Here is a 22,455-nt window from a genome sequence, read left to right as displayed (position 1 = left end):
ATACCTGCCCCCCTAGGTCGGGTCTAGCCGAGCCGGGCCGCCCGATTCGCCGCGGAGACCACGGCCCGCAACGACGCGGTGGTGATCGACGGCGCGATCCCGACGCCCCACACAGTCCGGTCGCCCACCTGTGCCTCCACGTACGCCGCCGCCTGAGCTTCCTCGCCCGCACTCATCGCGTGTTCGGAGTAGTCCAGCACATGGACCTGTACACCGACCTGGCTCAGTGCGTCGACGAACGCGGCCAGCGGGCCGTTGCCGGCCCCGGTGATCTCGGTCTCCACGCCGTCGACCTTGACGACGGCCTCGATGCGGTCGGTGCCGTCGTCGGTCTCGGCAGCCAGCAGCTTCTGATGCATCCGCTCCAGCGGACGGATCGGGTTCAGGTACTCCTCGGCGAAGGCGTCCCACATCTCCTTGGGGGTGACCTCGCCGCCCTCCCCGTCGGTCAGTTGCTGGATCACCCGCGAGAACTCGATCTGCAGCCGGCGCGGCAGCACCAGGCCGTGATCGGTCTTCATCACATACGCCACGCCGCCCTTGCCGGACTGCGAGTTGACCCGGATCACCGCCTCGTAGGTACGGCCCACATCGCGCGGGTCGATCGGCAGGTAGGGCACCTGCCACAGCATGTCGTCGACGTCGCAGTCGGCCGCGTCCGCGTCGATTTTCATCTGGTCCAGGCCCTTGTTGATGGCGTCTTGGTGACTGCCGGAGAACGCGGTGTAGACCAGGTCGCCGCCGTAGGGGTGACGCTCGGGAACGCCCAGTTGGTTGCAGTACTCGACGGTGCGGCGGATCTCATCGATGTTGGAAAAGTCGATCTGCGGGTCCACCCCGCGCGAGAACAGGTTCAGGCCCAGCGTCACCAGGCAGACGTTGCCGGTGCGCTCACCGTTGCCGAACAGGCAGCCTTCGATCCGGTCGGCCCCGGCCTGATAGCCCAGCTCCGCGGCGGCCACCGCGGAGCCGCGGTCGTTGTGCGGGTGCAGGCTCAGGATCACCGAGTCGCGGCGCTTGAGGTTGCGGCTCATCCACTCGATCGAGTCGGCGTAGACGTTCGGGGTCGCCATCTCCACGGTGGCCGGCAGGTTGAAGATGATCGGGTTGTCCGGCGTCGGCGCGATCACATCGCCGACCGCGTCGCAGACCGCCTTGGCGTAGTCCAGTTCGGTTCCGGTGTAGGACTCCGGCGAGTACTGGTAGCGCCACCGGGTGCCCGGGTACTTGGCCTGCTCTTCCAGGCACTTGCGCGCCCCGGCGACCGCGATGGCCTGCACCGCCGCCTGGTCGGCGCGGAACACCACCCGGCGCTGCAGGATCGACGTGGAGTTGTAGAAGTGCACGATCACGTTCTTGGCGCCCGCGCAGGCTTCGAAGGTGCGCTCGATCAGCTCGTCGCGGCATTGGGTCAGCACCTGCAGGGTGACGTCGTCGGGCACGGCGCCGTCGGTGATGATCTCGCGAACGAAGTCGAAGTCGGTCTGGCTGGCCGACGGGAAGCCGACCTCGATCTCCTTGTAGCCCATCGCCACCAGCAGGTCGAACATCCGCCGTTTGCGGGCCGGGCTCATCGGGTCGATCAGCGCCTGGTTGCCGTCGCGCAGATCCACTGCACACCACAGCGGGGCGCGTTCGATGACGCGGTCCGGCCAGGTGCGGTCGGGCAGCGCGACGTTCTCGACCTCATCGGCGAAGCTGCGGTATCGGTTGGCCGGCATTGCCGAGCCGCGCTGGGGGTTCCAGGCGGGCTGGCCGGGATTGGGCGGCCCGGCGGGTGTGGTGATGGCACGGGTGGACGTGAAGGCGTCCGGGCTAGAAGGCTGGGAATAGGTGGTCACGATTTTCGCTCCGGCTTGTCAGGGACTTGTCCAGTGGACTCAAGAACCGGCGCATCGGCGAAACCCGCGACGGGGAGCCGGTCCTGGTCAGACCCCGTCGCGGCGTCCGAGCAGGAGCGCGCGCTGCACGTGGAGAAGCTTACACGCCGATCCTGCGGTCAAAGCGGGACGTCCTGGCACGTTGCCGCCCTGGAGGCCGAGTGAACCGGCGAAGTCCTTCCCCTATCCTTGTTGAGGTTCTTGTAGAGGCCCAATCAGACGTATCGGCGGAAAGGACGACCGTGGCGCTCGTCGTGCAGAAATACGGCGGATCGTCGGTGGCCGACGCCGACCGGGTCCGCCGGGTCGCCGAGCGCATCGTCGAGACCAAAAGAGCTGGTAACGAGGTCGTGGTGGTCTGCTCCGCGATGGGCGACACCACCGATGATCTTCTGGACCTGGCGCAGCAGGTCTGTTCTGCTCCGCCGGCCCGCGAACTGGACATGTTGCTGACCGCCGGGGAGCGGATCTCCAATGCCCTGGTCGCGATGGCCGTCGAGGAGTTGGGCTGTAACGCCCGCTCGTTCACCGGATCGCAGGCCGGTGTCATCACCACCGGTGCGCACGGCAAGGCCAAGATCATCGACGTCACCCCGGGTCGGCTGCAGGCCGCACTCGGCGAAGACCAGGTGGTGCTGGTGGCCGGCTTCCAGGGCGTCAGCCAGGACACCAAGGACGTCACCACCTTGGGCCGCGGCGGCTCGGACACCACCGCGGTCGCACTGGCCGCGGCGCTGAAAGCCGACGTCTGCGAGATCTACACCGACGTCGACGGCATCTTCAGTGCCGACCCGCGCATCGTGCCCAACGCCAAGCGCCTGGACACCGTCACCTTCGAAGAGATGCTCGAACTGGCCGCATGCGGCGCCAAGGTGCTCATGCTGCGCTGCGTCGAGTATGCCCGCCGCTACCACCTGCCCATCCATGTCCGGTCCTCCTACTCGGACAAGCCCGGCACCATCGTTTCCGGATCGATCAAGGACATCCCCATGGAAGACGCCATCCTGACCGGAGTCGCGCACGACCGCAGCGAAGCCAAGGTGACTGTGGTCGGTATCCCCGACCTGCCCGGCTACGCGGCCAAGATCTTCCGTGCGGTCGCCGACGCCGACATCAACATCGACATGGTGTTGCAGAACGTGTCGAAGGTCGAAGACGGCAAGACCGACATCACCTTCACTTGCCCGCGGGACAACGGCCAGGCCGCGGTGGCCAAGCTGGAATCGCTGCGCGGCGAGATCGGCTTTGTCGAGGTGCTCTACGACGCCAAGGTGGGCAAGGTGTCGCTGATCGGCGCCGGCATGCGCAGCCACCCGGGTGTGACGGCCACGTTCTGCGAGACGCTGGCCGACAACGGGGTCAACATCGACCTGATCTCCACCTCCGAGATCCGGATCTCGGTGCTGTGCGCCGAAGATGATCTGGACAAGGCCGTCGTTTCGCTGCACGAGGCCTTCGGTCTCGGCACCGACGAGGCGGCCACGGTCTACGGCGGGACGGGGCGCTAAATGGTTTCCATCGGTGTGGTCGGTGCCACCGGCCAGGTCGGCCAAGTGATGCGCGCCCTGTTGGAGGAGCGCAACTTCCCCGCCGACGAGGTGCGGTTCTTCGCTTCGGCGCGCTCGGCCGGACGCAAGCTGGGATTCCGCGGTGCCGAGATCGAGGTCGAGGACGCCGAGACCGCCGACCCGTCCGGTCTGGACATCGCGGTGTTCTCCGCCGGGGCGACGATGTCGCGGGTGCAGGCGCCGCGGTTCGCCGCCGCCGGGGTCACCGTGATCGACAACTCGTCGGCGTGGCGCAAGGACCCCGATGTCCCGCTGGTGGTCTCGGAGGTGAACTTCGACCGCGACGTGCGCGGGAAGCGTTTGGCCAAGGGCATCATCGCGAACCCGAACTGCACCACGATGGCGGCGATGCCGGTGCTCAAGCCGCTGCACGACGAGGCCGGCCTGACCCGGCTGATCGTCTCGACCTACCAGGCGGTCTCGGGTAGTGGGCTGGCCGGCGTGCAGGAGTTGGCGACGCAGGTCCGTGCGGTCGTCGACGGCGCCGAGCAACTGGTGCACGACGGCGGCGCGGTCGAGTTCCCGGCGCCGGACAAGTACGTCGCACCCATTGCGTTCAACGTGATCGCGCTGGCGGGCTCGCTGGTCGACGACGGCTCGGGCGAGACCGACGAAGACCAGAAGCTGCGCTTCGAGAGCCGCAAGATCCTCGGCATCCCAGAGCTTTTGGTGAGCGGCACGTGCGTTCGGGTGCCGGTGTTCACCGGGCACTCGCTGTCGATCAACGCCGAGTTCGCCCGACCGCTGTCTCCGCAGCGGGCCGCCGAGCTGCTGGCCGACGCGCCGGGCGTGACGCTGACCGACGTGCCGACCCCGTTGGCCGCCGCCGGCGCCGACGATTCGCTGGTGGGTCGAATCCGGGTTGACCCGGGCGCTCCTGACGGGCGCGGCCTGGCACTGTTCGTCTCCGGGGACAACCTGCGTAAAGGCGCGGCGCTCAACACGATTCAGATCGCCGAGCTGCTGGCCGGATCTTCCGGGTCCTGACCCCCGACTGCTCCGGGCGCCGAACGTGCACTCAGCGCGAAAATTACCGCGATTTCTCGGGCTGAGTACACGCTCGGCGGGGTCGGCGTTGATGGCACTGCTGTTGGCGCTACCCTGGCCGGCTCGCGCCGAGCCGCCCGCGCCCATCCCACGGCCAATCCTGTGGCCGCTGGCCGAAGGCCAAGTGGTGCGGATCGGCCCCAGTGCCGGAACCGGAACGCCCACCGGCGATTACGGTATCGGCGCCACTGACCTGTGCGAGTTCATGGAGTTCCCCAGCGCGGTGCTGCAGATCTGCGGGGACAGCTTCGCCGGCCAGGGCGTGGGGTATGGCGGCTGGCATTCGCCGATCGCGTTGCGCCTGGACCCCGATTCGGTCGATGACTCCGACGGGGTGCGTTACACCGGGGTGCTCGGAGTGGGCAAGCCCTTGCTGGCCGACCCGGCCCCGGCGGGCGGTACGCAGCTGCCGGCCGGGATCGTCTCGATCAACCGGACCAACTATCTGATGGTGACCACCGCCAAGATGCTGGTGCCTCAGACCTCGCGGTTGGTGAAAGCCGATCCGGCGCAACCGGGTTGGCAGACGGTACCGGGATCGGTACGGCCTGCCTCCTACCAGGACCATGGCCAGTCCCAGATCAGCGGTTACTACGACCCGATTCCGACCCCGGAGTCGGCCTCGGGCTGGGTGTACCTGGTGGCCAACAACTTTGACCGCAGCGCACCGGTGACGCTATATCGGGTCGCCCCAGGTAAGTTCACCGACCGATCGGCCTGGCAGGGCTGGTCGGCCAGCGCGGGCTGGGGACATGCGCCCACGCCGCTGTGGAACGACCAGATCGGTGAGCTCAGCCTGCGCCAGATCGACGGCAGGCCGGTGCTGTCTTACTTCAACGGCACCACCGGGAACATGGAAGTGCGGGTGGCCTACGAACCGACTGGGTTGGGGACCGCCCCGGTGACCACGGTGGTGCAGCACACCGAGTGGCCGGATCCGCCGGTGCCCGTCGAGACCCTGCCCTCGCCGTTCGACAACGGGCTGGCTCAGCCCTACGGCGGCTACATCTCACCGGGATCGACCCTCGACGAGCTGCGCGTGTTCGTCAGCCAGTGGAACACCCAGCCGCGCGACCGCGCGCCCTATCGGGTCATCCAGTTCGCGGTGAACCCGTTCAAGCCCTGGTCAGAGGACTAGTTTCAGGCATCCGTCCGCAGAGCGTCCGCAGTAACTCTAAGCGCCTGCTCAACATTCCGGGTCCGGTCGTTGGCGTCCGGCCACAGGTGCCCGTATGTGTCCAAGGTGACCGATGCCGAGCTATGTCCGAGCGCCCGCTGGACGGTCACCACGTCGCAGCCGGCCGCGATCAACCCGGACGCGAAGAAATGCCGCAGATCATGCAGCCGGTAGTCGATGTTGACCTCCTGGCGGACGATCCGCCACCAGCGCCCAACCGTGGCAGCGTGCGCCGGTAGAGCCTTGTCGCGGGCGCTGGGGAACAACCACCTGTCAGGGTCATCTCCACCCCGGTACAGCCGGACGTGCTCGGCGAGGATCGTCACCAGACCCTCCGGCGCGAAGATCGTGCGCTCCGATCCGTACTTCGGGCCCGCGGATCTCCATCCGGCCGTCATCGGTCCACTGCACCTGCCGCTGCACATGGATCTCCCGGCGCATGAAATCGACATCGGAGACCTTCAGCGCCGAGGCCTCCCCGCGGCGCAGGCCGGCGAACGCGCACACAGCAATGAACGCCCCGTACGTCGGCTCGATATCGGTGGTAGCCCGGATCGCCGCGCCGACCTCCTTGGCAGTCGGGATACTCATCGCCGCCGCACTCTTGCGGACCCTGGGCAGCTTCACCCCGGCGGTCACATCACGCGGCGCCACCCGATCCTGCACCGCGGCCCGAATGACACTGCGCACGTTGGAGAACCGGGTGCGGATCGTCGTGGCCTCCAGACCGCGGTCCTGCATCCGCTTTACCCACTCTTCGATCTGGGACACCCGCGGGTCGCCGAGGGCGACGTTGCTGAAGGTCACGTTGTTGGCGGCGAGGTCCATCGCGTGCTGGGTGCCCGACACCCAGACCTGGCGGGCCGACCATGCCTTGTAGAAGGAGGCGAAGGTGATCTTGCCGCGCTGCGGGTCTATGTGGGTGCCGGTGGTGAACGCCGCGGTGATCTCATCGAGCCAGTCCTGCGCATCGGTCTTGCGCGTGAAGCTCTTGGCGTGCTCCTTGCTGTCGTCATCGACATACCTTGCCCGCCAACGCGTCCCAACGCCGGCCTATCAGTCCGAGTTCGACAACATGCTGTGGGCGTTCATGCGCTACACCGACCCGCTACGCGAAATCTCCAGCGGCGACATGGGCTACCTGGAGTACTTCACCCAAGAGGGCGGCGGAACCGCCTACACCATCTCCAGTGCACTCACCACCCGCACCAGGGGCATTGGAAGACCCGCCCGTATCAGTCGTTCAAGGTGTCGATCTGGAACCGCCGGCCCTACCAGGTCTTCTACGACTTCGACTTGGGCACCCGCTGACTGTTCGAGATCGACGGCCTGCTCTACACCGATCAAGTCAACGCAGTGCGGATGCACTACGACGAAGACACACCCAAGACCTTCGACATCACCATCGGCACCGGATCAGACATGGAAGACCCACTCGGCCAAGCAGTTCGCACCCTGCAAACCATGTGGAGTGCTGTCGGAACATTGTTCGGCAGCAACGACCTGTTCTGACCTACTTGAGGGTTTCTGGGCAGAGGTTGTTTTGTGCGGCGTTGACCCATCTCCAGCCGTCTTCGAACGTGTACGAGGCCGCGATCACGGGTGGTGGCGTACCGGTCTTGATCATCGTGCAGACCTGATACCCAGCGGCTATTCGCCCAGCATCAGTTCGGAATGGATTCCCGTCGCCAAGTTGCTGAAGAAAGCCCTGATCGTCCGCCGATGCCGTTCCCGCGGCTCCGATCAGTAGCCCAATTGCGATAGCGCCGATCCCCGCTGCGCGCCTCACGGTCGGGATGGCCCTCATGCCGCACCCCCGAGGGTGTCAGGGCACAACTCCCGCTGCGCGCCCTCGATCAAGTAGTCGGGCGTGATCGAGTTGGAGATCGGGTTGAACCCGGCGCGGGCGTCGCCGCTGTAACGGATGTTGTTGCAGACCAGATTGCCTTGAAGCAGGGCGGTGGATGGTGTGCCGGTAAGCGGCCCGTAGGTGTACCCGTTGGCAGCTAACCAGTCGAGGTAACCCCTGTCGTCCGCAGTCGCCGTCCCCTCTGCTCCGAGTGTTAGCCCCAGCGATACCGCGGCCAGCGCCGCCAAGCGCCCCATCATCACAGTCCCTTTCGACGACGAACCCGCACACTAACCGCAACGGTCGACAAACCGCAGCGATTCAGCCGAGACCCCTGGGGTAGGTACCCCGACCTGGGGGTCTACCGCTACTGGTGGCTTAGGCATGAATCTCTCCCCGTTTGGAAAAAAATGAATGGGGGGTATGTGCCTAAGCCACGAGTGGGCGTTGTGGCGGGTCGAGGGGTCACCCCCCGGGGTGTCCAACTTGGACACAGCCCGGAGTTCTCCATCTCAGCCAGTGAGTACGTCTTCACCAGGGCAGTGGTCGATGGGGCTAAGGTCGTCGCCATGAGCGAAAGGTCGAACCCGATCAAAGCCATCTTGGATGCGATTCAGCGGTCCGTTGATCTTGACGGACCTCTGTCAGATGCCCAACATCTTGCGATCGTGCATGCGCTCGCAGCGGTGATCGACGGTGCGCAGGAAGCTCTTTTCGGCATTAGGAGTGCCCATTGCTCGGTCGGTGACGTTCTCTATACGTTCTATTGGGTCAAAGCCGGGGCTTTCGGCCAAGCCGAGGTTCTACGACCTGGCGACCAGGAATCGAGCGCACCGACTACGACTTGCTGGATTCGGCCGCTGTCGGACATTCGGAAGGTCGACGTCGAAGTCGACGTGACCAATCCGCCAGTAGTGAAGACGGATTACACGGTGAAGCTGAAGGCCACCGCACACTGGGACGATGAATCAGTGGTCCTCGACGCGACCGGCAGCATGTCGAGCTACGCACGCCCCGAGCTCGAGAAGCTTATCGACTTGGTTGTGTCGAGCGTCGGCGCGAAGACGTAACGCGCGAGTAGCTCGTCACTGGGCGCCGGAAGGCTGGGGTTGGGATCGCCTGGACGCGACCTGCCGGATTCATCCCCTGGTCAGCGCCACTCTGGGCCTGTACGCCAGCTCGGAGAGCCCACGCGCTCCCGCAGCACGACAGGTGGAGCAGCGTTCGCGTAACGCCCCGACTCCCTTATTTAGCATCTATCTTGCAATTCTGGAGAAAACCAGGACTGACCTGCTGGTTTCTTTTTCAGATCTATCTTGTTTGCGAGTCGCAGTGCACGGTCACAGCGGAGACTCAATGGCTTTCGCCCACGCAGGAACGTACTGCATGAACTTCCTGCCTGCGTCGGGGTCGTGGGCCACGATCCAGCCAGCCTCCTGGGCTTCACGGATGTATGCGCTCGCTGTCGATGACTCGCTGTCTTTCAGGCCGAACCGCTGCCTGACGGATGTGTTGGTAGTCCGCTCCCCAGATACGTACTTCAAGCATGTGTGCACGTAGACCGCCCGAATGCGGTCTTCCTTGTCCATGCTGCGCAGCGGCTTGTGTTCGTACATGACGACACTGGTGTGGTTTCCAGTCACGCGAACCAGAGGCGCTGGAAGCTGATGCACCTCGATCTCGACGGCAACTCGATCCCAGCCGCTTCCACGTTCCTCACACAGGTGACATCTGCGCATCATGGTGGCCAGCTTTTCGTTGCGTGACAGCGGCGGAGTATCGATAAATCTGGTGGCATCCACCAGCGGAGTCCCTGGATTGGTGATTTCGATGCGACCGTCGTAGATCTCGATTAAGGGGGCAGCGCCCGTGACCGCTAGATCCTGATGGATCAACGCGTTGGCCACCAGCTCGCGGATAGCGATCTCGGGGTACATCGGCACCACCTCGCGCAGGGCTTTTCCGATTACCTCGTTGCGCGGAACCAATGCGCCAATGTATCCAATCAAGCCCTGGAAGCCGCTCGCGTAGCCCTTCGTCCCCTCTTGCTCACGCTCTGCAACCGCCTTGTTGTTGCCCCTGTACTTAATGACGCGTGCCGCTTTGCGCTCCAAGGAGGGGAAGTCTGCGAGGCTCTTGGCGAACAGGAGCGCACCAAGGTTGGTGATGGCAACCCGGCCAGACTCGTGACGCACGAGCACTCGGTCAGCGAGTAGGGCGTCGAGGATCGGCTCCGAGTCTGGAGGGACATTCTTGTGCTGCAGTTCGAAGTACGAGGTGTAGTCGATGAGATTCAGTGCGTCAGTGGCGCTTAGGCCATCTTTCGCGAGGCGATGCTCGAACGGAGTCTCATCAAGGTTCTTCCACAGCTGTCGCTCAAGCGTGCCGTAGTCCTTGAGTCTTTTCTTGTAACTCCCGACGCGGATGAATTCCTCGCCTTTGAACTGCACAGGCTGGTGTACAGCAGCATGAATCTCGAGGATGACGATGCGATTGCCATTGATCTCACCCGTGTGAACCGTCATCTCGGGCTGCGGCGTGAGGTAGCGACAGAGCCAAGGGATGTAGTCCTCATTTCCGCGCGCCTTGTCCTTCATTGGATCGAATGTTGTTCCGACCGCCTCATGAGTTGAGTTTTGGACTCCCCAAACGATGTAGGCGCGCTCTTGTCCAACTAATGCCGCTGCGTTGGCTAGCGCCGAAACGTACTCACCGACCTCCACCGCGTCGGTGTTGTTCTCCTTGAACTCCAGCCATCCACACTCAGTCGTCTGCTCCGCCAGTGCGCCCACCAACTGCTCAAACTCGGGTTGGCCCATCGTCGACAAATGCACATCTCAGACTCTGCCATCGATGAACCGGCCGTCCAAAATGCGATGAACTACTGGCCCCGTCCACAGTGTGTGCGGATTAGCCCTCTACAAGTTCATGGAGTGGCCGGCCCGCTGAATCCCGGCGCGCGAATGCTTCCGAAAGGTCAGCCCCGAATCGACAGGGGGCCGGGCTAGCTCAGGGCGGCTATCGTCGCCAGGTCTTCTCGGATCGCTGCGATGTCGTCAGGATCGAGTGCTGGATCGTCGGCGAACTCAGCGACCGCGTCCGAGAGGCTCTGGGGAAGAGGAATGGATCGCAGGGCGGCCTGCTCAACTAGGCCGATGATGGCTGCGACATCCTCGCCGGCCGCCATCGCGCCCTCGAGAACCCGGCACCCGCCAGGGAACACCACGGCAAGCAGCTCAGCAGCAAGCTCATGGTCAGTCATCACAAGTATTCAGGCTACGTCCGTGGACTGACAGGAGCGACTGGCGATCTGCCCGTCCCGTCCGCAGAGCGTCCGCAGTAGTTTCAGCGCACCCCGTTTGCTACCAACACCACTGAACTGCATGGATGGCGTCGTGCAAGCAGTATCAACGTTGCCAAACGCGCAGGAACGGGTTCGCGGTGAACCCCTTCAAGCCCTGGTCGGTCAGCTGAACAGCTGCCACAGGTCGGCCCAGAAGTCAGTGCCGTCGCTGGAGTCGGGAACCGGGGTGACGACGTAGGTGTGATCCCCGATGGCACTCGCCACATTGTTGCTGCTGCCGTCATAGCTGGCCCAGGCAAAGGCTTGAAGACCTTCGGCGGTAGCTGTGTTGGAATCGCCGCTGGGAACATCCTCCGACCCGATCCCGTTGGGGACGCCCGCGAAGGCGTGGGCGTAGTCGCCGGTCGTGGTGGCTACGTTGCCGTTGCCACCGCTGGCGCCCAGAGCCGCTTCGGCGGCGCTGTGGCTGCCCACTGCGGTTGCAGAGTTGAACATTCCGGTGGTTTCGTTGCCTCTGGCGTAGGCGAGACTGCTGTCGCCGTCGGCGGAGGCATAGTTGAACAAGCCGTGCCACGCTAAGGCATAGGACTGGTCGCCGTGGGCGATCACGAGGTTGCCGAAGGTCGACGCTGCTGTCGCGGTACCGGACTGGTACAGCGGGATCCCGCTGAACGAGATGGCGAAGTTCGCGTAGTCGTCGGGCACGGTCGCCAGTGTTATCGCGCCTGCCGCCCCGATCCCGGGCTTTGCCGCAGCGGCCAGCGCAGCGGCAAAGCCCAGCGCGCCGGCGTCGCCGTCGCCGGAAGTGTTCCGGCGACGGCGACGCCGGGCGTGGTTGCCAGCGCGGCCCCGACCCCTAGTCCCAGCGCCAGCACGCTAAGGCTGGCCACACGTTGCAGATCCCCCATGATTTGCGCCCTTCCCTGCTGTTCTCCGCCCTGGTGGCTGGTCATCAGACCGATGTTAGGAGCGATAGGCATGGTGGGGATACAGGGTTTTCCCTGGACTTTCTGACGTTATTTATAGGATTACCTCGGCTTCTCCAGGTCCGCGGGCTGCCGCCCATCGGGCGCGCGGGTTCATAGCTGACGCATAGCCAAGACCTAGCGGTCCCTGGAGTTCGCCCCGGCAAGATGCCTTACATGAGCGAAACACCTAACACCACAACCACCCCACCCGCACCGCCGGGTGAGCCCAAGCCCTACTGGCTCTACCGGCTCGCGGCCTGGGTCGCCATCGTCGCCGGAATCGTCTTCATCGTCTCGTCGATCTTCTTTGCCGGCGTCTGGCTCAGCGGGGGCGGCCCGGGTGGACACCACTGCCACCACGGACACCACGGCCACCACGCCATGTTCCACAAGGTCCACCACCACGGCCCGGGGCCGATGGAGTTCGGACCGGACAGTCGGGGGCCCGGTGAACTGCCACCCTCGGTCACCACCCAAGCCCCACCATCCCCAGCCGGCCGGTAACCCGGTCCGGCCACGAACAACCGGCCGCCGCCCCTCCCGAAGGGCGGCGGCCGGGGGCGTTCTGGGCCGGACCGGGTTACCTGTCTCGTGGGCTCGGAGATGGGTATAGGAGACGGGCCGCGGCCTGGGTGGTGATCATCGCCGGAACGGTCTTCGTCGCCGCGGTCATCTTCGGCACCGGTGTCTACCTCAGCGACGGTGGTTGGTACGGGCATCATCACCATGGGCCGTGCATGATGCATCACGGTCCGCCGATGGGCCCCGGCTTCGGGCCCGGCGGCCCTGGGTTCGGACCCGCAGGCCCTGGTGAGGAACCGGAGTGGCCGGGTTTCCGACCGGCCGGCCCGGGTAACGGGCCCGGCGGGCCCGGCGGCCCCGGTGGTCCGCCCGCGTCGCCACCACCAGCTCCGCCGTCGGCACCACCGCACCGCTGATCCTTCGAAAGCCGCCGAGTGTGCGGTTTCCTCGGCGACTTGTCATGTCGGGCCGGGGAAACCGCACACTCGCCGGCGGTTTGAGTCAGACGCGTTGAGTCAATAGCTCTTGAAAACAAGAGGAGACAAGCAGATGACCGAGCATCACACCACTACCGATGCCGGAATCCCGGCGCCCAGCGACGGCGAATCGCTGACGATCGGCCCGGACGGCCCCCTCCTGTTGCAAGACCATTACCTGATCGAGCAGATGGCGATGTTCAACCGGGAGCGCACCCCGGAACGTCAGCCGCACGCCAAGGGCGGTGGGGCGTTCGGGCACTTCGAGGTCACCGCGGACGTCACCAAATACACCAGGGCCGCGGTGTTTGCGCCGGGCGCCAAGACCGAGACACTGACCAGGTTCTCCACCGTCGCCGGCGAGCGGGGCAGCCCCGACACCTGGCGGGACCCCCGCGGTTTCGCGACGAAGTTCTACACCTCTGAGGGCAACTTCGACCTGGTCGGCAACAACACCCCGGTCTTCTTCATGCGTGACCCGCTGAAGTTCCAGCACTTCATCCGCTCCCAGAAGCGTCGCGCGGCCAGCAACCTGCGCGACCACAATATGCAGTGGGACTTCTGGAGTCTCACGCCGGAGTCGGCGCACCAGGTCACCTGGCTGATGGGGGACCGGGGCATTCCGAAGAACTGGCGTCACATGAACGGCTACTCCAGTCACACCTATAGCTGGATCAACGCCGCCGGGGAGATCTTCTGGGTCAAGTACCACTTCATCAGCGACCAGGGCGTGGAGTTTCTTGCTCAGGAGGAGGCCGACCGGTTGGCCGGCGTCGATGCCGACTATCACCAGCGGGACCTGTACGAGGCGATCGAGCGCGGGGAATATCCGAGTTGGACGCTGAAGATGCAGATCATGCCGTTTGAGGAAGCAAAGACCTACCGCTACAACCCGTTTGATCTCACCAAGGTATGGCCGCACGCCGACTATCCGCTGATCGACGTCGGCAGGTTGACCCTGGATCGCAATGTCAGCGACTATCACAGTGAGATCGAGCAGGCCGCGTTCCAGCCCAACAACATGGTGCCCGGTACCGGTTTGAGTCCGGACAAGATGCTGCTGGCGCGGGGCTTCTCCTACGCCGACGCGCACCGGGCCCGGATCGGGACCAACTACAGCCAATTGCCGGTCAACGCACCGAAATCCGACGTGCGCAGCTATTCCAAGGATGGTGCCATGCGGTTCGTCAACGCGACGGACCCGGTGTATGCGCCGAACTCGATGGGCGGTCCCAAGGCCGATCCGGCCCGTTCCGCCGAAGTTCGCTGGCACGCCGACGGGGACATGGTGCGCGCCGCCTACACACTGCGCTCCGACGACGACGACTTCAGTCAGGCCCGGACCCTGGTTCGCGATGTCCTCGATGACGACGCGCGGAAACGGTTGGCCGCCAACATTGTTGGACATGTGTCGGCCGGCGTCACCGAACCGGTGCTGTCCCGGGTGTTCGAATACTGGCACAACGTCGACCCTGATCTGGGTCGCGCGGTGGAGGCCGGGGTGCGGGCCAACATTGCCTGACGGCCGGCGGGCCGCCGCAACCCTGTTGGCGGGACTGGGATTGGCTGCTGCCGGCGCAGCGGTCGCTCCGCTCGCCGCCGCTGGACCGTCCGAACCGGGCGTGGTCTCCTACGCGGTGCTGCCAAAGGGCTCGGTCGGCAACATCGTCGGGGCCCCGATGGGCTTCGAAGCGGTCTCCGGTGTGCCGTTTCAGGCCTTCTGGGTCGACGATCCGGCCTGCAACAACTGGGCCGACATCGGCCTGCCCGAGGTCTACAACGATCCCGACCTGGCGTCGTTCAACAGCGCCGTCACCCAGACCTCAGCCACCGATCAGGGCCACTTCGTCAAGCAGGCGGTGGGGGTGTTCGCCACCAACGATGCTGCCGCCGCGGCGTTCCACCGTGTCGTCGACCGGACCGGTGGCTGCCCGGGCCGCACCACCGCGATGCATCTGGATAACGGAGCCACCCAGGTCTGGGAGTTCAGCGGCGGGCCGGCCACGGCTACGGACGCGGCCTGGACGAAGCAGGAGGCCGGCACCGACCGGCGCTGCTTCAACCAGACCCGGCTGCGGGCGAACGTGGTGTTGCAAGCCAAGGTCTGCCAGTCCGGTAACGCCGGCCCGGCGGTGAACGTGCTGGCAGGGGCGATGCAGAACTCCCTAGGTCAGTAATCAGCGGTTCACTTGTCGGTGGTCTCCGGTAGCGTCGGGAAGATCGACGGGCGGAGGGGTTGATATGGGATTCGCCGCGGCGACGCAATTGTCCCGCGGAGATGAAGCTTGCCTGGGCGGCCCCGAGCTGGCCGGTGCCGCCGACGCCGCCGACTACATCACCCAACGTTGCCTCACTGATGCCCCGCACGGCCGGGTGGGTTTGGAGGTCGAGGCGCACTGCTTCGACCCGACCGACCCGCACCGCCGGCCGGGCTGGGCGGAGATCGGTGACGTGCTGCAGTCCCTGCCGGCCTTGCCGGGCGGCGGTGTCGTCACGGTCGAACCCGGCGGCGCTGTGGAGCTCTCCGGCCCGCCGCTGACCGACGCACTTTCCGCGATCGAAGCGATGGTGGCCGACCAGGCGGTGTTGCGGGCGGCTTTCGCCGCCGCCGGGCTGGGTCTGGTGCAGCTGGGCGCCGACCCGCTGCGGCCCACGGAGCGGGTCAACCCCGGCGAGCGCTACGCGGCGATGGAGCAGTTCTTCGCCGCCAGCCACACCGGTTCGGCCGGTGCGGCGATGATGACGTCGACGGCGTCGGTCCAGCTCAATCTGGATGCCGGTCCGCGTTCCGGTTGGGCAGACCGAGTCCGGTTGGCTCACGCGCTGGGCCCGACGATGGTCGCCATCGCCGCGAACTCTCCGCTGCTGGCCGGGGAGTTCTCCGGCTGGCTTTCCACCCGGCAGCGGGTGTGGAGCCGACTGGACTCGGCGCGCTGCGGCCCCATCCTCGGCCTTGACGGCACCGACCCCGTCACCGACTGGGCGCGGTACGCGCTCAAAGCGCCCGTCATGCTGGTGCACACGCCCGAAGCGATTCCGGTCAGCCGCTACGTGCCGTTCGCCGCCTGGGCCGACGGACGGGTGCTGCTCGGCGATCGCCGCGCCGGCATTAAAGATCTTGATTACCACCTGACCACACTGTTTCCTCCGGTGCGCCCGCGCGGATGGCTGGAGATCCGCTACCTCGACAGCGTCGACGACACCCTCTGGCCGGCACTGGTATTCACCCTGGCCACCCTGCTCGACGACCCGCTCGCCGCCGACAGCGCTGCCGATGCCGTCGCACCCGTCGCTACCGCCTGGGACGTCGCCGCCCGGATCGGCCTGGCCGACCCGCGGCTGCATGCGGCCGCCCGGCACTGCATTGGGCTGGTCGCCGACCGGGCCCCGGCATCCCTGCGCGACGGGATCGATCGGCTGGCCGGCATGGTCGAACGCGGCCGCTGCCCGGCCGACGATGTCACCGACGAGGTGACCCGGGCCGGCACCGCGGCGATGGTGACCCGAATGGCGCGCCGCCAGTCATGACCACGTCCGAAATATTGGCCCGCAATCTGACCCGGGCGCGGCAGCGCACGCTGGCGCTCGTCGATTTCGACGACGCCGAGCTGCACCGCCAGTACGACCCGCTGATGAGCCCGCTGGTGTGGGACCTGGCCCATATCGGTCAGCAGGAGGAGCTGTGGCTGCTGCGCGACGGGGACCCGGCGCGCCCAGGCATGCTGTCCGCGGATGTCGAGGGCCTCTACGACGCCTTCACCCACCCACGGGCCAGCCGCGTCGCCCTACCGTTGTTGGCGCCCGAACAGGCCCGGAAGTATTGCGCCACCGTGCGTTCCAAGGTTTTCGACAAGCTGGGGTCCCTGCCGGGTGACGCAGGGGATCGCACGGACGGATTCGTGTTCGGCCTGGTGCTCAGCCATGAACACCAGCACGACGAGACCATGCTGCAGGCGCTGAACCTACGTGCCGGCCCGCCGCTGCTCGGTGCCGGTGACCGCCTGCCCGCCGGGCAGCCCGACCTGGCAGGAACCTCGGTGTTGGTACCGGGCGGTGAATTCATGCTGGGCGTCGACGCAACCGACGAGCCCTTCTCGCTGGACAACGAGCGCCCCGCGCACCGCGTCGATGTGGCGGCGTTCCGGATCGGCCGGGTGCCGGTGACCAACCGCGAATGGCGGGAGTTCATCGACGACGGCGGCTACCGGCAGCCTCAGTGGTGGAGCGAACGGGGTTGGCGCCACTGCGTGCAAGCCGGGTTGACGGCGCCGGAGTTCTGGGGCCCCGACCATCGATCTCGAATCCGGTTCGGCCACGTCGAGGCCCTTCCCGGCGACGAGCCGGTGCAGCACGTCAGCTACTTCGAGGCGCAGGCCTACGCGACATGGGCCGGGGCCCGGCTGCCCACCGAGATCGAATGGGAGAAGGCCTGCGCCTGGGATCCGGCCGCCGGCGCGCGACGCCGCTACCCCTGGGGCGGCGCCGACCCGTCGGCCGAAGTGGCTAACCTCGACGGTGTGGCGCTGCGACCGGCGCCGGTCGGGGCCTACCCGGACGGGGCATCGGCCTATGGCGCGCAACAACTTCTCGGCGATGTCTGGGAGTGGACCAGTTCGCCCCTGCAACCGTGGCCGGGCTTTTCTCCGATGATCTACCAACGCTATTCGGAGCCGTTCTTCGGTGGCGACTACCGGGTGCTGCGCGGCGGGTCGTGGGCGGTTGCCCGGGAGATCCTGCGGCCGAGCTTCCGCAACTGGGACCACCCGTACCGGCGGCAGATCTTTGCCGGCGTCCGACTGGCCTGGGACGCCTGATGTGCCGACACCTGGGCTGGCTGGGCAAGCCGCGGTCATTGGCCCAGTTGATGCTGGAGCCGCCGCAGGGCCTGCTGGTGCAGTCCTATGCCCCGCGCCGACAGCAGCACGGGTTGCTCAACGCCGACGGTTGGGGCGCAGGGTTTTTCGATGCCTCCCAGGGCGACGCGCCGCGACGGTGGCGCAGTGCGGCACCACTGTGGAGCGATGGGTCGTTCGCCTCGGTCGCCCCGGTACTCGCCAGCCACTGCGTGGTGGCCGCGGTGCGTTCGGCGACTGTCGGGATGCCTATCGAGGCCAGCGCCACCGCGCCGTTCACTGACGGCAGTTGGCTGCTGTCGCACAACGGCGTGGTGAACCGTGAGGTTCTGACCGCCATCGATCGTGCCGAATCGGTCTGTGACAGTGCCGTCCTGGCCGCAGCGATCTTCGCCCGCGGGGTGGAATCGTTGGGCGAGGTGATCGCCGAGATCGGTGCGGCCGATCCGCAAGCCCGGCTGAACATATTGGCCGCCAACGGTTCCCGTATGTTGGCGACGACCTGGGGAGACACTTTGTCGATGTTGCACGGTGCCGATGGTGTGGTGCTGGCCAGTGAGCCCTACGACGACGACCCGCGCTGGGTGGATATTCCAGACAAGCACCTGGTGGAAACGCACGATGGCGAGGTGTACGTCACGGCCCTGGGTGACCTCCGATGACGGTATCTATTGCCAATCACCTGGCCGCCGACGCGGCTCGATCCGCACTGCGGGCCGACGTCCGCCACGGGCTGGCCCAGCATCCGAAGTCTTTACCGCCCAAGTGGTTCTACGACGACACTGGCAGTGAGCTGTTCGACCAGATCACCCGGCTGCCCGAGTACTACCCGACCCGCGCCGAGGCGCAGATCCTGCGCACGCACTCCGCCGAGGTGGCGGCGCTGTCGGGCGCGGACACCCTGGTCGAACTGGGCAGCGGCACCTCGGAGAAGACCCGGATGCTGCTGGACGCACTGCAGGACGCTGGGTTGTTGCGCCGATTCATCCCCTTTGACGTCGACGCCGGAGTGCTGGAGACGGCGGGGGAGGCGATCGCCCGGGACTATCCCGGCGTGCAAGTGCAGGCCGTCTGCGGCGATTTCGAGCACCACCTGGCGCAGATCCCCGACGGTGGCAGACGACTGTTCGTGTTTCTGGGATCGACCATTGGCAACCTGACGCCGGGCCCGCGTGCGGACTTCCTGGCCGACCTCGCCGCGGTCATGCACGACGGTGACGGCCTGCTGTTGGGCACCGATCTGGTCAAGGACACCGGCAGGCTGGTGCGCGCCTACGACGACGCGGCCGGGGTGACCGCGGCGTTCAACCGCAACGTGCTCGCGGTGGTCAACCGTGAGCTTGATGCTGACTTCGACCTGGACGCGTTCGCCCATGTGGCGCGGTGGAATTCGGCGGAGCAGCGCATGGAGATGTGGTTGCGCGCCCGCAGCCGTCAGCACGTCACAGTGGGGGCCTTGGACCTGGCTGTCGACTTCGCGGCCGGAGAGGAGATGCTGACCGAGGTGTCCTGCAAATTCCGGGCCGAGCAGGTGGCCGGCGAGCTGGCCGCCGCGGGACTGCGCCGCCGACGGTGGTGGACCGACGCGGCAGGCGATTTCGGCGTGTCGCTCGCCATCAAATGAGCCTCGCCGACAGCTGGCGCGCTGCGCGCCCCCCGGTCGCGGGGCTGCACCTGGACAGCGCAGCCTGCTCACGGCAGAGCCATGCGGCGCTAGATGCCGCAGCCTGCCATGCCCGTCACGAAGCCGAGGTCGGTGGCTACGTTGCCGCCGAGGCGGCCGCACCGGTGCTCGACGCCGGCCGGGCGGCCTTCGCCGTATTGACCGGCATGGCCGATGCCGACGTGGTGTTTACTACCGGCTCGCGAAATGCACTGGACCTCCTGCTGTCCCGATGGCCGGGCGCGCAGCGCACCCTGGCCTGCCTGCCCGGTGAATACGGCCCGAATCTGGCGGTGATGGCGGTGCACGGGTTCAGCCGGCGGGCGCTGCCGGTGGACCACACCGGCCGCTTGGTGCTCGACGAGGCGGCGAGCGCACTCGCCGCCGACCCGCCGAGCCTGGTGCACCTGACCCCGGTCGGCAGTCACCGCGGCCTGGTGCAGCCCTTGGCGCAGATGGCGGACATCTGCCGCGCGTTCGATGTCCCGATGGTGGTCGACGCGGCGCAGGCACTGGGCCAGATCGACTGCGCGGTGGGCGCCGCCGCCGTCTATTCCTCATCGCGCAAGTGGCTTGCCGGGCCGCGCGGTGTCGGGGCGCTGGCAGTACGGCCGGCCTTGGCGGAACTGGCGTCCTCGGGACCGGCGGCCGGTGACGTGAATGTGGCTGCCCAGGTAGGCTTCTCCGTGGCGCTGGGGGAACATCTGGCGGCCAGGCCGGCAGCGGTTCGGGCCGCGCTGGCCGGCGTGGGTGCCCGGAGCCGGCGGGTGCTGGCTCGGCTACCCGGCTGGCGGGTGGTCGAACCGCTCGACGAGCCGAGCGCCATCACCACCTTGGCCCCGCCGGCCGGCATCGATCCGGTGGTCGTGCGGGCGTGGCTGATCGCCGAGCACGGGATCGTCACCACCGCAGCCGGAGTCGAACGCGCGCCGTTGGAGCTGACCGTGCCGGTGCTGCGGATCTCACCGCACGTCGACACCACCGAAGCAGATTTGGACGTGCTCGCTGCGGCGTTGGCCGATGCGCCGCGCGGTGGATAAAAGGGTGTCCTCGGCAAACGCTAGTGGCCGAACAAGCCGCCGCCGAACAGGCCACCGCCGAATAGGCCGCCCCCGCCGCCGAAGAGTCCACCGCCGCGGGATCCTCCGCCGCCGAACAGTCCACCACCGGGGTTGCCTCCGCCGCCGAAGATTCCGCCGGGCTTGCCGCCCCCGAACATGCCACCACCCAGGTTGGGCATGGAGGGCGCGCTCGGTGCCGGCAGCGAGGGCAGCGACGGCGCCTGGGGCGCGGTGAACGAGGGCAGCGACGGCGCCTGGGGTGCGGTGAATGACGGCAGCGACGGTGCCTGGGGAGCCGGAAGTCCGGCCGGCGGGCCCGAATTCGGTAGCTGGATTGGCAGACTCGGCAGTTGGATGCCCGGGTTGGGGTTGACGGCGGGTGCATCGGGAACCTTGACCGGCAGCTCAGGCAGCTGAATGCCCGGGTTGGGGTTGACGGCGGGAAGGTCCGGGACCTGCACCGGTGGATCCGGCAGTTTCACCACCGGGGGGTTCGGGTTGATCACCGGGACCTCAGGCTTGACGACCGGTGGGTTCGGGTTGACCACTGGAGGATTGGGCTTGATCACCGGGATTTCGGGTGGCAGGCAGCGGCGGACCGAAGATCGGTGCGGGAACAAACAGCGGGCCGCTGCTTGCCCCGGCCGCCACCGGCAGTGGTGCCGGCAGACCGGGCGCCGGGGCGCTCACCGGCACCGCGGCCGGCAAGTCGGGCGCCGACGGGAAGTTCAACGACGGAAGTGGTGTGGAGTCCGCTGGGGTCTGCCCCATCACCGGCGGTTCCCCCCCGAACGGCTCCGTGGCGGGCACCTGAAGGTTCGGGGCCAGGTGCGGAATGGTCAGCGCTCGGCCCAGATCCGGCCGCAACGCGACCAGGTTGGGCGTGATGTCCAGCGTCATGGAGACCATCAGTGCCGAGGCTGCGGCGAATGCGGCAGACGCCAATGCCGCACTGGCAACCAACAGCGGACGGCGCGGTGGGTGCCCTACCGGTTCGAAGATTTCGGTAGGCGCTGCGGCGTCTTCGTCGGCGACGGCACTGTAGGCGAGATCGTCGGCGTCAAAACCGGGGATGTCGTAGTAGCAGGGTCCGAGCGCACCAGACGTGGGTTCTTGCGTGTAGGCCAGCGCGGGCGATTCCGCGTCGACGCCTACCAGGCGGGCAGACGCCAGTGCCGCTCCGCGGGCCAGGGCGGCGCGCGGTTCGGCGGGCTCACACACCTCGTGGTCTACCGTCGCCTCCAGTTGCGGCCGGAGCGCGGTTGAATCGCCCTCGGCGCAGATCAGGAACAGGCCGTCCGGAGCGGTGTCGGCGGCGTTGAGCCGTTCGGCGACCGTGTCGACTGCGACGGTGGCGTAGCCGTCATCGAGGGCTTGCCGAAAGATCCGGGTGATGGTGCCGTCGGTGCAGTCGACCATGGCCAGTGTCGCCGTCGCCGCCTCCACGGACAGCAGTCCCATCTGGTCGCAGCCAACCGTTTGGCCCAGATTGTGGGCCAGGCTTGCCGCCGCCAGCACCGGCGACACCAGGGCTACGTTCGCCATCCCTTCGAGGGCGCCGCTGGAGAGTCGCGAACTCAGCGCTGCCGCGTCGAGCGGATCGGTCACCGTCACGCCGGTCGAGATCAGTTGCAGGCCAGCAGAATCCGCAGCGTCGCGGGCCCGCAGGATCGCCGCGATCAACGCGTCGACGGCGGCGAATTCGACGGAGTCGTCGGTGGGCACGTCAATGCTGAGCTCCTCCAGCGTGACGCCGTCGCCGCGTTCTCCGCAGACCAGCACGGTGTGGATGGTGGTGGGTGCGCTCGACGCAAGTGCCACACCGAGGACGACGTCCATTGCTCCTCCGATTCAGTTCTGACCTGCACGCGGTCGGCCGCGGCGGCTTGCGGGGGCACAGACATCGGCGGCGTTCCGACACCGTTTGTTCACCATTACGACATCTACTCGCAATACATCGAAATATGCGTCGGAGTGAATAAATGCCGTCTGATGGGTTCGTGAAGAATGTCTAATTTTGTGGACTGACCCATCCAAGGCGTCGCGATCCTGTCGGGTAGCGCCACCCGATCGGACCAGGTAGGCCA

Annotated in this window: 24 protein-coding genes; 13 read left to right on the top strand and 11 right to left on the bottom strand. The window is 66.6% G+C overall.

Annotated features, from left to right (window positions below):
• Nucleotides 1-23: 23 nt before the first annotated feature.
• Complete coding sequence (gene leuA, locus BN4346_RS44350; protein ID WP_067976632.1) at nucleotides 24-1,841, bottom strand: 2-isopropylmalate synthase; 1,818 nt, start codon at nucleotides 1,839-1,841, stop codon at nucleotides 24-26.
• Between the two features lie 281 nt (nucleotides 1,842-2,122).
• Between leuA and BN4346_RS44345 the strand changes: the two genes are divergently transcribed.
• The 3 genes from BN4346_RS44345 to BN4346_RS44335 all read left to right on the top strand — a co-directional run bounded on the left by BN4346_RS44345 (nucleotide 2,123) and on the right by BN4346_RS44335 (nucleotide 5,633).
• Nucleotides 2,123-3,388 (top strand): aspartate kinase, encoded by a 1,266-nt coding sequence (locus BN4346_RS44345; RefSeq protein WP_067976631.1) that lies wholly within the window; start codon nucleotides 2,123-2,125, stop codon nucleotides 3,386-3,388.
• On the top strand, nucleotides 3,389-4,435 hold the full coding sequence (locus BN4346_RS44340; RefSeq protein WP_067976629.1) for an aspartate-semialdehyde dehydrogenase: 1,047 nt from the start codon (nucleotides 3,389-3,391) through the stop codon (nucleotides 4,433-4,435).
• A 91-nt stretch (nucleotides 4,436-4,526) separates the two neighbouring features.
• Entirely contained in the window at nucleotides 4,527-5,633 is a 1,107-nt protein-coding gene (locus BN4346_RS44335; RefSeq protein WP_067976628.1) for a DUF4185 domain-containing protein, read from the top strand.
• A 2-nt stretch (nucleotides 5,634-5,635) separates the two neighbouring features.
• On the opposite strand, the gene BN4346_RS48555 is transcribed toward BN4346_RS44335, so the two are convergent.
• The gene (locus BN4346_RS48555; RefSeq protein WP_407695156.1) at nucleotides 5,636-5,998 is read right to left on the bottom strand and encodes a tyrosine-type recombinase/integrase; all 363 of its coding nucleotides are present in this window, start codon (nucleotides 5,996-5,998) and stop codon (nucleotides 5,636-5,638) included.
• Nucleotides 5,952-6,521 carry a tyrosine-type recombinase/integrase gene (locus tag BN4346_RS49260; RefSeq protein WP_235653825.1) on the bottom strand — a complete coding sequence of 190 codons (570 nt, stop codon included), beginning with the start codon at nucleotides 6,519-6,521 and terminating at the stop codon, nucleotides 5,952-5,954. Before BN4346_RS49260 ends, BN4346_RS48555 begins: the two co-directional genes overlap by 47 nt.
• A gap of 513 nt (nucleotides 6,522-7,034) precedes the next feature.
• Between BN4346_RS49260 and BN4346_RS47890 the strand changes: the two genes are divergently transcribed.
• The gene (locus BN4346_RS47890) at nucleotides 7,035-7,184 is read left to right on the top strand and encodes a hypothetical protein (protein WP_154677674.1); all 150 of its coding nucleotides are present in this window, start codon (nucleotides 7,035-7,037) and stop codon (nucleotides 7,182-7,184) included.
• Nucleotide 7,185: 1 nt separating this feature from the next.
• Here BN4346_RS47890 and BN4346_RS49990 read toward each other — a convergent pair whose 3' ends face one another.
• A complete protein-coding gene (locus BN4346_RS49990) occupies nucleotides 7,186-7,479 on the bottom strand; it encodes a DUF732 domain-containing protein (RefSeq protein WP_078058839.1) in 294 nt (97 codons plus the stop codon).
• Nucleotides 7,476-7,781 (bottom strand): DUF732 domain-containing protein, encoded by a 306-nt coding sequence (locus BN4346_RS44315; protein ID WP_067976626.1) that lies wholly within the window; start codon nucleotides 7,779-7,781, stop codon nucleotides 7,476-7,478. Before BN4346_RS44315 ends, BN4346_RS49990 begins: the two co-directional genes overlap by 4 nt.
• A gap of 309 nt (nucleotides 7,782-8,090) precedes the next feature.
• On the opposite strand from BN4346_RS44315, the gene BN4346_RS44310 reads away from it, so the two are divergent.
• Nucleotides 8,091-8,591 (top strand): hypothetical protein, encoded by a 501-nt coding sequence (locus tag BN4346_RS44310; RefSeq protein WP_067976625.1) that lies wholly within the window; start codon nucleotides 8,091-8,093, stop codon nucleotides 8,589-8,591.
• A gap of 270 nt (nucleotides 8,592-8,861) precedes the next feature.
• Here BN4346_RS44310 and BN4346_RS44305 read toward each other — a convergent pair whose 3' ends face one another.
• From BN4346_RS44305 to BN4346_RS47885, 4 genes are all read right to left on the bottom strand, one after another.
• Nucleotides 8,862-10,355, bottom strand: coding sequence for an ATP-binding protein (locus BN4346_RS44305; protein WP_235653790.1), 1,494 nt, complete (start codon nucleotides 10,353-10,355; stop codon nucleotides 8,862-8,864).
• A 170-nt stretch (nucleotides 10,356-10,525) separates the two neighbouring features.
• A complete protein-coding gene (locus BN4346_RS44300) occupies nucleotides 10,526-10,783 on the bottom strand; it encodes a hypothetical protein (RefSeq protein WP_154677673.1) in 258 nt (85 codons plus the stop codon).
• A 204-nt stretch (nucleotides 10,784-10,987) separates the two neighbouring features.
• Nucleotides 10,988-11,530, bottom strand: coding sequence for a hypothetical protein (locus BN4346_RS44295; protein WP_067976621.1), 543 nt, complete (start codon nucleotides 11,528-11,530; stop codon nucleotides 10,988-10,990).
• Between the two features lie 11 nt (nucleotides 11,531-11,541).
• Nucleotides 11,542-11,778, bottom strand: a complete 237-nt coding sequence (locus BN4346_RS47885) for a hypothetical protein (protein WP_167666268.1) — start codon at nucleotides 11,776-11,778, stop codon at nucleotides 11,542-11,544.
• A 189-nt stretch (nucleotides 11,779-11,967) separates the two neighbouring features.
• Between BN4346_RS47885 and BN4346_RS44290 the strand changes: the two genes are divergently transcribed.
• From BN4346_RS44290 to egtE, 8 genes are all read left to right on the top strand, one after another.
• The gene (locus BN4346_RS44290; RefSeq protein WP_067976619.1) at nucleotides 11,968-12,297 is read left to right on the top strand and encodes a hypothetical protein; all 330 of its coding nucleotides are present in this window, start codon (nucleotides 11,968-11,970) and stop codon (nucleotides 12,295-12,297) included.
• Nucleotides 12,298-12,864: 567 nt separating this feature from the next.
• Nucleotides 12,865-14,313, top strand: coding sequence for a catalase (locus BN4346_RS44280; RefSeq protein ID WP_067976617.1), 1,449 nt, complete (start codon nucleotides 12,865-12,867; stop codon nucleotides 14,311-14,313).
• Nucleotides 14,314-14,335: 22 nt separating this feature from the next.
• Entirely contained in the window at nucleotides 14,336-14,968 is a 633-nt protein-coding gene (locus BN4346_RS44275) for a sensor domain-containing protein (protein WP_407695162.1), read from the top strand.
• A 64-nt stretch (nucleotides 14,969-15,032) separates the two neighbouring features.
• On the top strand, nucleotides 15,033-16,319 hold the full coding sequence (gene egtA, locus BN4346_RS44270; protein ID WP_067976613.1) for an ergothioneine biosynthesis glutamate--cysteine ligase EgtA: 1,287 nt from the start codon (nucleotides 15,033-15,035) through the stop codon (nucleotides 16,317-16,319).
• The gene (egtB, locus tag BN4346_RS44265) at nucleotides 16,316-17,605 is read left to right on the top strand and encodes an ergothioneine biosynthesis protein EgtB (RefSeq protein WP_067976611.1); all 1,290 of its coding nucleotides are present in this window, start codon (nucleotides 16,316-16,318) and stop codon (nucleotides 17,603-17,605) included. The genes egtA and egtB overlap by 4 nt, the downstream gene beginning before the upstream one ends.
• Nucleotides 17,605-18,306 (top strand): ergothioneine biosynthesis protein EgtC, encoded by a 702-nt coding sequence (egtC, locus tag BN4346_RS44260; RefSeq protein ID WP_067976609.1) that lies wholly within the window; start codon nucleotides 17,605-17,607, stop codon nucleotides 18,304-18,306. Before egtB ends, egtC begins: the two co-directional genes overlap by 1 nt.
• The gene (gene egtD / locus BN4346_RS44255; RefSeq protein ID WP_067976608.1) at nucleotides 18,303-19,268 is read left to right on the top strand and encodes an L-histidine N(alpha)-methyltransferase; all 966 of its coding nucleotides are present in this window, start codon (nucleotides 18,303-18,305) and stop codon (nucleotides 19,266-19,268) included. Before egtC ends, egtD begins: the two co-directional genes overlap by 4 nt.
• Entirely contained in the window at nucleotides 19,265-20,347 is a 1,083-nt protein-coding gene (gene egtE, locus BN4346_RS44250) for an ergothioneine biosynthesis PLP-dependent enzyme EgtE (RefSeq protein ID WP_067976606.1), read from the top strand. Before egtD ends, egtE begins: the two co-directional genes overlap by 4 nt.
• A 20-nt stretch (nucleotides 20,348-20,367) precedes the next feature.
• Here the strand turns inward: egtE and BN4346_RS47445 are convergent, their stop codons facing one another.
• A complete protein-coding gene (locus tag BN4346_RS47445) occupies nucleotides 20,368-20,916 on the bottom strand; it encodes a hypothetical protein (RefSeq protein WP_067976604.1) in 549 nt (182 codons plus the stop codon).
• Nucleotides 20,882-22,207 carry a hypothetical protein gene (locus tag BN4346_RS44240; protein ID WP_067976603.1) on the bottom strand — a complete coding sequence of 442 codons (1,326 nt, stop codon included), beginning with the start codon at nucleotides 22,205-22,207 and terminating at the stop codon, nucleotides 20,882-20,884. The genes BN4346_RS47445 and BN4346_RS44240 overlap by 35 nt, the downstream gene beginning before the upstream one ends.
• Nucleotides 22,208-22,455 lie beyond the last annotated feature (248 nt).

The sequence above is a fragment of the Mycolicibacter icosiumassiliensis genome, assembly GCF_900078685.2.
GTDB classification, from domain to species: Bacteria; Actinomycetota; Actinomycetes; order Mycobacteriales; family Mycobacteriaceae; genus Mycobacterium; species Mycobacterium icosiumassiliensis.
This window is presented reverse-complemented; position numbering and strand designations above follow the sequence as displayed.